Origin of the sequence: Cognatundibacterium jejuense, assembly GCF_014284255.1 — a bacterium.
GTDB classification, from domain to species: Bacteria; Pseudomonadota; Gammaproteobacteria; order Burkholderiales; family Burkholderiaceae_D; genus Undibacterium; species Undibacterium jejuense.
Window position 1 is genome coordinate 71,707 of record NZ_JACOFV010000003.1, and the last position, 13,551, is coordinate 85,257.

At 45.9% G+C, this 13,551-nt stretch carries 14 protein-coding genes; 5 read left to right on the plus strand and 9 right to left on the minus strand.

The window, feature by feature from the left end; genetic code table 11:
• Nucleotides 1-5 precede the first annotated feature (5 nt).
• Nucleotides 6-1,565 (plus strand): sigma-54-dependent transcriptional regulator, encoded by a 1,560-nt coding sequence (locus H8K32_RS04630; RefSeq protein WP_186911311.1) that lies wholly within the window; start codon nt 6-8, stop codon nt 1,563-1,565.
• Between the two features lie 41 nt (nt 1,566-1,606).
• Here H8K32_RS04630 and H8K32_RS04635 read toward each other — a convergent pair whose 3' ends face one another.
• From H8K32_RS04635 to ispB, 7 genes are all read right to left on the minus strand, one after another.
• Nucleotides 1,607-1,789 carry a DNA gyrase inhibitor YacG gene (locus tag H8K32_RS04635; protein WP_186911312.1) on the minus strand — a complete coding sequence of 61 codons (183 nt, stop codon included), beginning with the start codon at nt 1,787-1,789 and terminating at the stop codon, nt 1,607-1,609.
• Nucleotides 1,790-1,847: 58 nt separating this feature from the next.
• Nucleotides 1,848-2,603, minus strand: a complete 756-nt coding sequence (zapD, locus tag H8K32_RS04640; protein WP_186911313.1) for a cell division protein ZapD — start codon at nt 2,601-2,603, stop codon at nt 1,848-1,850.
• 138 nt (nt 2,604-2,741) lie between these two features.
• Complete coding sequence (gene coaE, locus H8K32_RS04645; protein ID WP_186911314.1) at nt 2,742-3,365, minus strand: dephospho-CoA kinase; 624 nt, start codon at nt 3,363-3,365, stop codon at nt 2,742-2,744.
• Nucleotides 3,365-4,228, minus strand: a complete 864-nt coding sequence (locus H8K32_RS04650; RefSeq protein WP_186911315.1) for a prepilin peptidase — start codon at nt 4,226-4,228, stop codon at nt 3,365-3,367. The genes coaE and H8K32_RS04650 overlap by 1 nt, the downstream gene beginning before the upstream one ends.
• Complete coding sequence (locus H8K32_RS04655) at nt 4,228-5,454, minus strand: type II secretion system F family protein (RefSeq protein ID WP_186911316.1); 1,227 nt, start codon at nt 5,452-5,454, stop codon at nt 4,228-4,230. The genes H8K32_RS04650 and H8K32_RS04655 overlap by 1 nt, the downstream gene beginning before the upstream one ends.
• A 15-nt stretch (nt 5,455-5,469) precedes the next feature.
• Nucleotides 5,470-7,197 (minus strand): type IV-A pilus assembly ATPase PilB, encoded by a 1,728-nt coding sequence (pilB, locus tag H8K32_RS04660; RefSeq protein WP_186911317.1) that lies wholly within the window; start codon nt 7,195-7,197, stop codon nt 5,470-5,472.
• Between the two features lie 336 nt (nt 7,198-7,533).
• The gene (ispB, locus tag H8K32_RS04665; RefSeq protein WP_281388386.1) at nt 7,534-8,514 is read right to left on the minus strand and encodes an octaprenyl diphosphate synthase; all 981 of its coding nucleotides are present in this window, start codon (nt 8,512-8,514) and stop codon (nt 7,534-7,536) included.
• Nucleotides 8,515-8,799: 285 nt separating this feature from the next.
• On the opposite strand from ispB, the gene rplU reads away from it, so the two are divergent.
• The 4 genes from rplU to proB all read left to right on the plus strand — a co-directional run bounded on the left by rplU (nt 8,800) and on the right by proB (nt 12,127).
• On the plus strand, nt 8,800-9,111 hold the full coding sequence (gene rplU / locus H8K32_RS04670) for a 50S ribosomal protein L21 (RefSeq protein ID WP_186911318.1): 312 nt from the start codon (nt 8,800-8,802) through the stop codon (nt 9,109-9,111).
• A gap of 44 nt (nt 9,112-9,155) precedes the next feature.
• Nucleotides 9,156-9,413 (plus strand): 50S ribosomal protein L27, encoded by a 258-nt coding sequence (gene rpmA, locus H8K32_RS04675; protein ID WP_186911319.1) that lies wholly within the window; start codon nt 9,156-9,158, stop codon nt 9,411-9,413.
• Nucleotides 9,414-9,679: 266 nt separating this feature from the next.
• Nucleotides 9,680-10,792: a GTPase ObgE gene (obgE, locus tag H8K32_RS04680; protein ID WP_186911320.1), complete on the plus strand. Its 1,113-nt coding sequence runs from the start codon at nt 9,680-9,682 to the stop codon at nt 10,790-10,792.
• A 216-nt stretch (nt 10,793-11,008) separates the two neighbouring features.
• Nucleotides 11,009-12,127 carry a glutamate 5-kinase gene (gene proB / locus H8K32_RS04685; RefSeq protein WP_186911321.1) on the plus strand — a complete coding sequence of 373 codons (1,119 nt, stop codon included), beginning with the start codon at nt 11,009-11,011 and terminating at the stop codon, nt 12,125-12,127.
• A gap of 114 nt (nt 12,128-12,241) precedes the next feature.
• Here the strand turns inward: proB and H8K32_RS04690 are convergent, their stop codons facing one another.
• Together H8K32_RS04690 and H8K32_RS04695 are read right to left on the minus strand one after the other, a co-directional pair.
• The gene (locus tag H8K32_RS04690) at nt 12,242-12,802 is read right to left on the minus strand and encodes a CNP1-like family protein (protein WP_186911322.1); all 561 of its coding nucleotides are present in this window, start codon (nt 12,800-12,802) and stop codon (nt 12,242-12,244) included.
• Between the two features lie 3 nt (nt 12,803-12,805).
• Entirely contained in the window at nt 12,806-13,381 is a 576-nt protein-coding gene (locus H8K32_RS04695; RefSeq protein ID WP_186911323.1) for an RNA pyrophosphohydrolase, read from the minus strand.
• Between the last annotated feature and the right edge of the window lie 170 nt (nt 13,382-13,551).

The following is a 13,551-nucleotide window of genomic DNA, read 5'->3' on the forward strand; positions in this document are numbered from 1 at the left end:
CTTTCATGCGCATTAATATTCAGTTCAAGGACAGGGTAGGGATTGCTCACGAAATTCTGGCGGTGTTGGCCAAACGTGGTCTGAACGTCGTGGCGGTGGAGGTGGATCCACCCAACATCTACATCGACAGCCCTGAATTGCTTGAATACATGCTGCCCGACCTGCAAGCCGATTGCCAGCAGGTCAAAGGGGTAGGTGAAATTCAGGTTCTCGACGTGCTACCCGGTATACGGCGCCGATTGCATCTCGATACCATGATGGCGGCTATGGAAGATCCCGTGCTGGCGATCGATGGGAATGGTCGTGTCATGGTTGCAAATGCAGCGGCCGCAGCTGTTGCGGGGGCAAGTGAAACAGCACTTGGCGGGATGCGCTTGAGTGAGCTGCTGGATGATCCCGAAACGCAGAATGAATTGATCAAGGCTGGCTTCCGGATACCTAGCCGTGAAGTGACACTCAAGGGCGAACCTTTCTTTATGGAAGTGACGCCAGTATCTGAGCCACTGATTCAGGAACTATCTCCAAGCGGTCGCTCTGTCGGCGCAGTATTGAGTTTTCATACGCCAGCCCGTATCGGTGGGCGGTTACACGCGCTCCAAAATTCAGCTGGCAATGGTTTTGACTTAATCATTGGTGAGTCAGAGCAAATCCGTGCTTTGAAAATCAAGGCTGCACGTGTTGCGGTGGTCGACGCACCGTTACTAATTACCGGTGAAACGGGCACTGGCAAGGAATTGCTGGCGCAGTCTTGTCACGGTATGAGCTCCAGAGCGAACGCACCGTTTCTCGAACTTAATTGTGCCGCGTTACCAGAAAGTCTGGCGGAGAGCGAATTGTTTGGCTATATGTCTGGGGCATTTACCGGCGCGCAACGCGGCGGCAAACCCGGTTTATTTGAAATGGCTGACGGTGGTACGGTTTTTCTCGATGAAATCGGTGAAATGTCCTTGTATTTGCAGGCCAAGTTATTACGTTTCTTAAATGATGGAAAGTTTCGTCGTATTGGCGGCGACAAGGAAGTCAAAGTCAATGTCCGCATCATCAGCGCCACGCACAGAAATTTACGCAAAATGGTACAGGAGGGCTTGTTCCGCGAAGATTTGTTCTATCGGCTGAACGTTTTGCATCTGGAGGTACCAGCCCTGCGAGACCGTCCAGATGATATTTTGCCCTTAGCGCGGCATTTTATTGAACGTGCTTGCACGCAATCACAAAAGCCGATTTGTCGCCTCAATTCGTCCGCTTGTGCTGTTTTAGTGTCGAATCGCTGGCCAGGGAATGTGCGGCAATTGCAAAACGTGGTATTCAGGGCGATTACCATGTCCGATCAGCGCGTGTTAGATGCCGTTGATCTGGATTGGGCAGAAGGCAGTATCAGCGCCGATGAAGTCAATCTCGATACAACAGAAAATTGGGAGTTGTCGGTGAGCGCCTTTGAGCAATCTTTGCTTGAGCGGCTCTATCCTCAGTATCCATCTAGCCGCAAGTTAGCGGCTAGATTACAAACATCGCACTCTATGATTGCAACGAAATTGCGTAAGTATGGGATTCCGGGTAAGCGTTGAATTCTGGCTGAAGCTTGCATTAAGGATTGCCAATGGCGGTATTAATGCAAATCTTCAGCTTCCGGATCTTCTGGCAAGTTGACGGCTGGAATCGTGTATTTCTCTTCAGCCCAGGCGCCCAGATCAATTTGCTTGCAACGTTCTGAGCAAAAAGGACGGAAGCGGTTTTCAGTCGTCCATTCTACTTTGGTGTTGCAAGTCGGACAGTTTACAAAGGTAGCCATGTTCAGGTGTTTCGGTAGTCAAAATCGGTGATCAAATTCGGTGATCAAATTCGGATGATCAGAAGTTACACAGGGTCAGATCGAACGGGATATCGTTTTCAAATGCTTTTGGTTTCATATCGCCATCTTGCGACATATAGCGTATCCACAGCATATACTTATTGGCAGAAATTTCTGGAATCGCTCCCAACTCACGGGCAACGCTGACCCGCAACAATTGGTAGACCTTGCCTTGCAACATTTGCTGGTAGCTGCCAGCCTGTGCAATCACTTTGGTGGTTGTGCCGGATTCACGCAATAAGCGCAAAACGACATTGATAGCATCAAACAAGGGTGCAATTGGAGCGAACCATGCAGAAATATCGGTAAAACGCTTTTCTGCCGAGTTTTTCTGCCAGGCATGATAACTAGGCAGATCAAATTCACAGGCACCGCCCGGGATGATGGTACGACCACGAATGCTCATTAACCATTCATTGTCGCGGATGTTTTGGCCGGTTTTTCCGGTGCAAGCGATCAGTGAGGTACTGGCGCGATCCACATCTTCCAACACTTTATCGAGCATCTCTGCTTGCACATTGGGATTGGATTTGAAACCGATGAGTGTATGTTTCTGGCGTTCAAGTTCTTGCAATAAATCAGATTTCAGGTCAGCACGGCCTGCCACTTCCAACATTTCGAAAATGGTTGCGAGCGCAACATGATGTTGCAGCGGATCGGATTGATGCAGGAAAAATATAAATTTTTCGTACAGGTCTTCCAATCGCAGTAGCGTGCGAATACGCTCATTGAAAGGGTATTCGTAAACAATCAAAATAATGTCCCTGTTTTAAATTTATGCAATTCTTAGCTTCACGTGATTCTGAACCATACTGTAAAAAATTACAAACGTCGCGTGAAGTTTTTTTCGCAGAATTGTCTTTTCTTAGTTTTAGCAGCCATTCACCGATAGTCAATGGGCTTTCGCTAGACCCGTCCATTGCTGGTGTAGTTCGTACACTTGTTTTTTAGCTGCGCTTAAGTCGCCCTCATTCCTAATAATATCATCTGCGGCGGCGAGTCTCTGTTCACGGTTGACCTGGGCCCGCATGATAGCCAAAACCTGCTCCTGACTTAAGTTATTTCGTGTCATCACCCGGAAAATCTGTGTTTGTTCCGGACAATCAACGACAGCAATGCGATTCACACGTTCGCGCCAATTACCTGATTCAACCAATAAAGGCACGACAAAAATCACGTATGTGCTCGTTGCCATTGCCGCTGCTTTTTCACATTCCTGGCGAATTAAAGGGTGCAGGATACGTTCTAGCTTTTGTTTTGCGCCTGAGTCGGAAAAAATTAGCTCGCGCATCCAAGTTCTATCCATTGCCCCATTAGGGGCAATCGCCGCATCACCAAATTCTTGTCGTATAGCAGGTATGGCTAATCCATTTGGTGCGCTTAACTGATGGGCAATTGCATCGGTATCGATGACATTAATCCCATATTCCTGAAATAAGTTGGCAATTGTGGTTTTACCGCTACCTATCCCGCCCGTCAGTCCGATTGCATATGGCGATGTACGACCTGATGACATCAAACAAATCCCAGATAGAGTTGCGTTAGCTGCTTCCCCCAGATGAGGGCAATTAACCCGGCGCCAGCCAGGTAGGGACCAAATGGTAATGGCGTGTCTTTTCCCATTTTTGTCAGGACTATCATCGCTACACCAATCACGGCACCCACTGCTGATGAAAGTAAAATGATGATAGGCAACATGCTCCAGCCCATCCACGCACCCAAGGCTGCAAGAAGTTTGAAGTCACCGTAACCCATGCCTTCTTTGCCGGTAATGAGTTTGAATGCCCAATAAATCGACCATAAACTCAGGTAGCCCGCTACGGCGCCGATGACCGCTGAAGGTAATGAGGTGAAGGTACCATTCAGGTTGACCAGCAGACCTAACCACAATAGAGACAATGTTAAATCATCTGGCAATAAATGCGTATCGGCATCAATCATGGTCATTGCGATCAGCAAAAAGCAAAAAATCATTGCTGACACACCAGCGATGCCACTACCAAAATGCCAAGTCATTGCCGCAGCCAGCAAGCCACTTACCAATTCAACGATTGGATAGCGAATAGAAATAGGTGCTTTGCAGCCGCGACATTTACCGCCTATTGCGAGGTAGCTAATGACAGGAATATTTTCCATAGCACTGATCTGGTGACCGCAATGTGGACAGGCAGAACGCGGAACCACCAGATTGTAAGCAGTGGTGTGAGGGAGTGGTTGGCCAGTTTCGTGCGCAATATAGTTATCTGACTCGCGCTGCATCATCTTCGGTAATCTGAAAATAACGACGTTTAAAAAACTACCGATCAGCAACCCGAAAATCCCCAGCGTTACAGTGCTGAATGTATTTTCAGGTAGCTTAAAAAAAATGTCTTCTAGCATCAGACCACTGAACCCAATTTGAAGATAGGCAGGTAGAGTGCGACTACCAGACCACCAATTAATACCCCCAATATCACCATGATCATCGGTTCCATCAGGCTGGAAAGTGAGGCAACAGCTTCATCGACTTCTTCTTCATAGAAGTCAGCGACTTTGCCTAACATGCTGTCCAATGCCCCCGATTCTTCCCCAATGGCAACCATTTGTGTCACCATTGCTGGGAACAAATTAGTATTTTGCATGGCGACAGTCAGGCTGGTACCGGTACTCACCTCGGTTTGTATTTTTATAGTGGCGTCAAGATAAACCGCATTGCCGGATGCACCGCCAACCGAATCTAAGGATTCAACCAGTGGCACACCAGCAGCGAACATGGTGGCTAATGTTCTGGTCCAACGTGCAATGGTCGCTTTTCTGATGACATCACCAAAAATAGGTGTCTGTAAGAGTAGTCTATCCATCGTTCTTTGCATTTGCAGCGAACGTTTCCAGGTTTGGAAGAAAAAATAAAGAGCTCCAAATAAACCGCCGAAAATTAAATACCAATAGCTAACGACAAAGTCTGAAATTCCCATCACGATTAGTGTGGGAGCAGGTAGATCCGCACCAAAGCTGGTGAAAACCTGTTTAAACGCTGGCACGACCCAAATCATGATGACAGCTGTAACGATGAACGCGACGGCAAGAATTGACACTGGGTAGGTTAGTGCTGATTTAATTTTCTTTTTAATTGCTAAGGTTTTTTCTTTATAAATCGCCAGTCGCGTCAATAAGTCCTCTAAAATACCTGCTTGCTCACCCGCACCGACCAGATTGCAAAATAAAGGGTCAAAATACAATGGAAACTTACGAAATGCCTGATTCAGACTGGTACCGGTTTCCACGTCGCCGCGGATGTCTTGCAATAATTTGGATACGGAAGGGTTAGCATTACCCTTCGCTACAATATCGAACGATTGTAGTAACGGAACGCCCGCTTTCATCATTGTCGCTAATTGGCGAGTAAAGAGGGTTATGTCAGCATCGGTAATTTTTTTCCCCGAGCTATAGCTCTTCTTCTTCAGTTTGGTAACTAAAATACCCTGACGACGTAAGGTAGCGTTAACAATAGCTTCGCCACCAGCACGCAGTTCTCCCGTCACTGTTTTACCAAATTTATCTTTACCTTCCCAAGCATAAATGACTTCTTTTATAGGCTTATTTGGCTTGGCGATATTTGTTGCCATGTGACTGCTCTCCGATTATTCGTTGGTACATCCAAGGACTTCTTCTAAGCTAGTGAGTCCTTGTTTGACTTTCATAAGACCTGATTGGCGCAAATTTCTTACGCCATCTCGCTGAGCTTGTTCTTCAATTTCCATAGCACTTCCGCTGGCCAGGATAATCCGCTCTATCGCATTTGATATTGGCATTAGTTGATAAATACCAACCCGGCCTTTATAGCCATTGCCGCTACAGCGCTCACAGCCCACAGGTTCGTAGGGCTTCCAGCTACCATCTAGTTCTTCTTCTTTAAAGCCTGCCTGTAGGAGTACTTCATCCAAGATTTCTGTCGGTCGTTTGCAGGTACAAAGTCTTCTTGCCAAACGTTGGGCAGTGATCAAAATAACAGACGATGCAATATTGAACGGCAAGACGCCCATATTCATGAGGCGCGTTAACGTTGATGGCGCATCATTAGTATGTAAAGTTGAAAATACCATGTGACCAGTTTGCGCTGCTTTAATCGCAATATCTGCGGTTTCAAGGTCGCGAATCTCACCCACCATGATGACATCAGGATCCTGACGCAGAAACGACTTCAATGCAGCGGCGAAGGTTAAACCAGCTTTGTCATTGACGTTCACCTGATTCACGCCTGGCAAGTTAATCTCTGCCGGATCTTCCGCAGTCGAGATGTTGATTCCTGGTTTGTTGATGACATTCAAGCAGGTATATAAAGAAACCGTTTTACCTGAGCCCGTTGGTCCGGTTACCAACACCATGCCGTAAGGGCGTTGGATCGCGTTCATCAGAATTTCTTTTTGATCAGGATCGTAACCAAGCGCATCAATCCCCATTTGTGCTTGCGATCCATCCAAAATACGCATGACAATTTTTTCGCCAAACAGGGTAGGCAAAGTGCTAACGCGGAAATCGATTGATTTATTTGCACTTAAAAGAAGTTTCATGCGTCCATCTTGTGGGACACGTTTTTCAGAAATATCTAATTTTGAAATAACTTTAATGCGTGAGGAAAGCTTGTCTTTGATTGCCAATGGGGGTTGAGCGATCTCACGTAGTTCTCCATCGATCCTGAATCGAATTCGATAAAATTTTTCGAATGGTTCAAAATGCAAATCGGATGCGCCCATGTTGATCGCATCGATCAACATTTTTTGCAGGAATTTGACAATAGGTGCATCGTCAACCTCGTTTGCCTGGGCGTCAGCTGCGGCTTGCCCAGAGTCATCTTCTTTAAATTCGAACTCAAAATCATCGCCGGCGAGGTCGCTCAAACTTTGCTCTGACGTCTTTCCAATTTTATCTAATAACTTGAGCAGTGCGTCATGCTGAACCATGACGAGTTCTATCGCTAAATTTGTTTGAAATTTAACTTGATCGATCGCGGAATTGTTTGTCGGATCTGATACCGCCAGCGTTAGCTTGTTAGCTTTTTTGGCAATTGGTACCATACGTTGTTGCTGCATCAGCTTTTGATCAACCAATTTTTCTGGCAACATCTCTTCATTGATAGCAGAGAGGTCTAACAATGGATAGCCAAAAGTTTCCGAGCAAAAAGTCGCGAGGTCACGCGCACTAACAAACTTGCTTTGCAGTAGGCTATCGATAAACGGTAGTTTGTCCACCTGAATTTTTTTTTGGATCGTATCGACCTGGGCGGCGGTAAGCAAGCTTCCTTGCATCAACGCGCGAGCAAGTCCTGAGGTCAAAACGGGTGTTGCAGAATTTGGTGGGGCTGCGGACATAGTGACTTTAAGTGAAGGTTACCAAAACAATCGTTGCTTCGCGATAATGCAACTGATGGTGGGATTTGTAAAGACATGCTACTTTTTTTTACACCTCTGTGCGTAGCAAAAATAAGAAAAGTCGTCTTTACGTCGCATTACCAGGGTCAATTATAGAATTTAACTGATTCCTGTTTTTTGCTTTTTTCACTTTTTGTGCGATTTCTCGCAAAGTCTGATTGTTTGAGGTGAGGGATTGCTGTATTAATGATGTACGACAAAGAGCAACCTTATTGCAGCTTATTGCAGCTTATTGCAGCTTATTGCAGCTTATTGCAATACATCATTTCCAGAAAATCAATGATTCCGGTAGACAGCAAAGTGACTGAGCGCCAGTAGTGCTTCTTTATATCGTGAGTCTGGTAGTGAACGTATCGCAGCGGCAGCCCGTTCAGAGGCGATTACTGCTTGTTTTGTTGTGTAATCTAATGCCCCAGATTGGGTGATAGCGGCCAAAATAGCATCGAATTGAGATTCATCACCGTGTTCAATACACAGACGAACCAATTCTTTCTCGGTATCAGTGCCGTGTTTCATGAGATAAATCAGGGGTAGCGTTGGTTTGCCTTCGCGCAGATCATCGCCGACATTTTTACCTATATCTTCAGCATTTCCGGAGTAATCGAGGACGTCATCAATCAGTTGGAACGCGGTGCCTAAGCAGCGCCCATATTCTGCGGCCGCATTAATGTGTTCATCGCTGGCACCCGCGATCAAGGCACCGATTTCAGCGGCTGCCTCAAATAACTTTGCTGTTTTTGAACGAATAACTTGTAAATAACGATCTTCAGTGACGTCCGGATCATGCATATTCAGCAACTGCAGCACTTCGCCTTCTGCGATGACGTTTGTCGCATCAGCCAGTATCCGCATAACGCGCATGCTGTTAATCGACACCATCATTTGGAATGCGCGTGAATACAGAAAGTCACCGACCAATACGGAGGCTGCATTGCCGAATAAGGCATTGGCTGTCTCGCGGCCACGGCGCAAAGACGATTCATCAACGACATCGTCATGCAGCAGCGTTGCCGTGTGTATAAATTCAACAATAGCAGCCAACTCGTGATGGTGCTTTCCAGCATAACCATGTGCATTGGCCACCAGCAGTACTAATACTGGGCGAATGCGCTTGCCGCCGGCGCTAATAATATATTCAGCGATCTGATTGACTAACGCGACGTCCGAGTGAAGTTGTTGGCGAATAACTTGATTAACCGCCGACATATCATGGGCAATGGCATCGGTAATAGGGTTCTGTTGTACGGTGGCAGACAAGGGGTAATCCTGCTATTTAATCCAAGACCCCGCGATTATACGATGTTGTGATCAAAATTGCTCTGTCTAAGAAGACAGAAAAGCATGACTTTTGATGCTTTAAATTAATATTTAATGAATATCTTCCTTTCAACCTATCAGGGGTGCTGAAAAAATATGCAAATTGTTTTTGACGCTGCAGATAAGTCTATGTATAATTTGGGGTTTTCCCGAATTCCTAAGCAATAAGGTTTAAATTTGTTGGGTGGGGGAGAAAATCCTTTTATTTATTCGATGAGGTTTCACATGTACGCGGTCATAAAAACCGGCGGCAAACAATATAAAGTTGTCGCTGGTGAAAAACTTAAAGTAGAACAGATACCTGCAGACATTGGCTCCGAATTCACCATTGATCAAGTACTCGCTATGGGTGCTGGAGAAACCATTAAATTTGGTACTCCGTTGGTTGCAGGTGCTACGGTGCTGGTTAAGGTAATAGATCACGGTCGTCACGACAAAGTGCGCATTTTCAAAATGCGTCGTCGTAAGCATTACCAGAAGCGTCAAGGCCACCGCCAAAACTTTACTGAACTGCAAATCGTATCTATCAACGGTTAATCGTCTGATTATCTGTTAATTACCAGTATCCAAGGAGCTATTAAATGGCACACAAAAAAGGCGGCGGCACCACGCGCAACGGCCGTGACTCAGAGTCAAAACGCTTAGGCGTTAAAGTTTACGGCGGCCAGGCAATCAATGCTGGCGGTATCATCATTCGTCAACGCGGTACACGTGTACACGCTGGTGAAAATGTTGGTATGGGCAAAGACCACACTTTATTCGCTCTGATCGACGGTAAAGTACAATTCGCAATTAAAGGTGCTAACAAGCATCAATACGCGATTGTTGTTGCAGCTTAAGTTTTGATGTAATTCAAAGCAAGGCGCAAGCCAATACGACAAAAAGGCTCTGCCATTGGTAGAGCCTTTTTAGTTTCGAGAGATCCTGTATAAATCGGTTGTTCTCCCATTTCTGTATGCAGACGCGTACATAATTAAACTTTGCATTTGCTGTTGCCTTACTAAAATAGGGTATTCAGGTTCTGTTTGCATTTGCTGTTTTAATTCTAAAATGGAATCCCATCTGGGTAGCAAGGATTTATACAAGCTTTTTTAGGTGCTTAAAAATGAAATTTATTGACGAAGCCAGAATTGAAGTCATCGCCGGCGACGGTGGTAATGGTGTTGCCTCTTTCTGCCGAGAAAAATTCCGCCCATTTGGCGGCCCGGACGGTGGTGATGGTGGTCGCGGCGGTAGTATCTGGGCTGTTGCTGATCGTAATATCAACACACTGGTTGATTATCGCTATTCCAAACTGCACAAAGCGAAAGACGGCGAAAATGGCCGTGGTGCTGACTGCTACGGCAAAGGTGCGGACGATATCTTCCTGCGCATGCCTGTAGGAACTTTAATTGCTGACCGCAACACCGACGAAGTGATCGCTGACTTGACCGAGCATGGTCAACAGGTTGAGCTGGTTAAAGGTGGTGAAGGCGGCTGGGGTAATATTCACTTTAAAACCTCCACTAACCGTGCGCCGCGCCAACGTACTGAGGGCAAAGAAGGCGAACGCCGTGAATTGCGTCTGGAATTGAAGGTATTGGCTGACGTCGGCTTGTTAGGTTTACCAAATGCAGGTAAATCCACATTCATCACAGCTGTATCGAATGCACGCCCCAAAATTGCCGATTATCCATTTACTACCTTGCATCCGAATCTGGGTATGGTTCGTGTCAGTCACGAAAAAAGCTTTGTGATTGCTGATATTCCTGGTCTGATCGAAGGTGCTGCAGATGGTGTTGGTCTCGGCGTACAGTTCTTGAAGCATTTGCAACGTACTGGCTTGTTATTGCACATCGTTGATCTGGCGCCGTTTGATGACAATGTTGATCCAGTCAAGGATGCGAAAGCACTCATCAAAGAATTGCGCAAATACGATGAAAGCTTGTACGACAAGCCACGCTGGTTGGTTTTGAACAAGCTGGACGTATTGAGCGAAGATGAACGCAAGAAGAAGGTCAAAGACTTCGTCAAACGCTTCGGCTGGAAAGGTCCGGTATTTGAGATTTCTGCACTGAATCGCGAAGGTTGCGAAGACTTGGTGATGGCAATCTATAAAGATATTGAAGAAAAGCGCACGCAAGAACAACGTTCACAAGAAACCCAGATGAAAGAAGAAGCTCAGGGGATCTTGTCGATTGATCCAGATGATCCGCGTTTTAAAGTGTGGGAAGAATAAAGTTTTACTTAATTCAAAGAAAAACCTGATGGTAATGCTATCAGGTTTTTTTTCGTCTGATTTTACGGAATAGTTAAAAGTGTTAATTTTAATAATAAATCGATATTTTAGTGAATAAAAATTTAATATGTCTAAATTAAATTTAGAATATTCATCATCTATCAACATAAAGTATAATTTTAAGCTTTCTTGTTCTTACAAGGCCGTATCTTTACTATGCATTCTGTCATCCAACAAGCCAAACGGCTGATTGTTAAAGTAGGTTCCTCTTTAGTCACCAATGATGGCAAAGGCTTAGATAGTCACGCCATACAAAAATGGGCTGCGCAAATCGCCGCTTTGCGTGCGATGGGCAAAGAAGTTGTATTAGTCAGTTCTGGTGCCATTGCTGAAGGGCGCCAGCGGCTTGGTTTTGATAAGCGTCCGACGGGCATTCACGAGTTGCAGGCATGTGCTGCAGTTGGCCAGATGGGCTTGGCGCAGATATATGAGACTAGCTTCAGAGCGCACGATATTGGCACTGCGCAAATTTTGTTGACCCATGCTGATCTGGCAGATCGGGAACGCTACCTGAACGCACGTTCGACTTTATTTACCCTTTTGCGTTTTGGCATCGTACCGATTATCAATGAGAACGATACTGTTGTTACAGATGAAATTAAGTTTGGTGATAACGACACGCTCGGAGCATTGGTCGCTAATTTGATTGAAGCTGATGCTTTGATTATTTTGACTGACCAGCGCGGCTTATACACCGCTGATCCACGTAAAAATCCCGATGCACAATTTGTGCAAGAGGCGAAAGCGGGAGATATTGCTCTAGAGGCGATGGCGGGTGGTGCTGGTTCCAGCGTAGGCAGTGGCGGGATGCTGACAAAAATTCTGGCAGCTAAGCGTGGTGCAAAATCCGGCGCACATACAGTGATAGCGTGGGGGCGTGAAGAGGATGTTTTGCTGCGTCTTGCGCGTGGTGAGGCAATTGGTACTCAGTTGATTTCTGAGATGGCACCACTTGCTGCCCGCAAACAATGGATGGCCGATCATTTACAAACAACGGGGAAAGTGAAACTCGATGCTGGTGCGGTACAAAAACTGATCATGGAAGGCAAGTCGCTATTACCGATTGGTGTGCTGGACGTGTTGGGAGAGTTCGGCCGTGGCGAGTTAATTACGTGCGTCGATGAAGCTGGACTTGCTATTGCCCGTGGGCTATCCAACTATAGCAGCGCTGACGCACGCAAAATTAAGCGTAAGCCATCCTCTGAAATCGAATCGATACTAGGATTTGTAGAAGAGCAAGAATTGATTCATAGAGATAACATGGTCATTGTTTAAAAAGGATTCAATGACTCTAAACCTTGGGTAAAAATTCTGCACCTAAGAAAAAGAGGGATGCTCTGATGCGCATCCCTCTTTTTCTTTATTCAAATTGCCGAAGTATTAAACTTTTTATTTACCGATAAAAGGCGAGCCTTTTCCCTGCAGGCGGCTCAATAAAAACGGCGCTTTTCCAGCAACCGTGGTGCCTTCACAAAAATATTCAGTAAATAAAATATGATGTTGTTTATTTGCACCAGTATTGAAGATTTTGTCCCACTGATTACGTCGGGAGCGCGACCATGAACCATCACTACGACCGAAAGCAAATAGTTTATGTTCATAGGTTTCACAACGTATTGCTTCGTAGCTAATATTTTTGGCGCCCGCGTTACTTGTTGCGACTAGTGTGTAACGTATCGTCCCATCACCCGCCACACTGAGCGATAGTTTATCAATGGCAAATGATTGACTATCGCTCTTATAAAAATTCACCAGATTTTCTGGTTTGGGAGCGGCGGGTAATTGCAGATCTACTTCTGCCCAGGCTTTTTCTGGCTCATCATCCGGTGGCGTAGTTTGTGTTGCTTGCCCGGCAAAGCTCAGGGATGAAACTGCCAATAAACTCAAGCTGACCAATACCGCGCGGCCCATCAATTGCTTTGTAGAACTAGGTGATGTGGAATTGGGCATAAATTATTTATGTTCTTCCTGTTCAGTTTTTTGTGGCTCCCCAGCCTTATTTTCTAGCTTTGCAGGAGGACGTGTGTGGCGGTGGCGATTTCCACCAGAATTGTCATTCCGGTTGATGTAACGGGATAATTCTTGCAAGGCAAGTTGATACACGCCTCGCTTAAATTCAATCACCACATCTAACGGCACCCAATACTCGTGCCATCGCCAAGCGTCAAATTCAGGGTGATTACTGGCACGTAAATTCACGTCGCAATCGCGACCTATCATACGTAACAAAAACCAAATTTGTTTTTGCCCGCGATAATGCCCACGAATTTCACGTTTGATAAAATGATCTGGAACCTCATAACGGAGCCAGTCACGGGTGCGGCCGATAATTTTGACATGCTCCGGAAGCAGCCCTGTTTCTTCTTCTAATTCACGAAACATCGCCTGCTCAGGAGACTCACCATACTTAATCCCGCCTTGTGGAAATTGCCACGAGTGCTCGCGCACACGCTTTCCCCACCAGACCTGATTGTTGGCGTTAAGCAAAATTATGCCAACGTTAGGGCGAAAGCCTTCACGATCTAGCATATCTAACCTCAAAACTTTCTGTGGCTAAATGGCTTATCTCTGCAATTGGACGTGCTAAAAAGCGTCGTTACGTCAAAAAGTGAGCCCAATTTTCCGCGGGCGGCAGCCAGTTTGGCGAACAAATCGCGGTTTCCTTCATCAAATGTGCAAAGAGTGGGCGCATTAGCCAG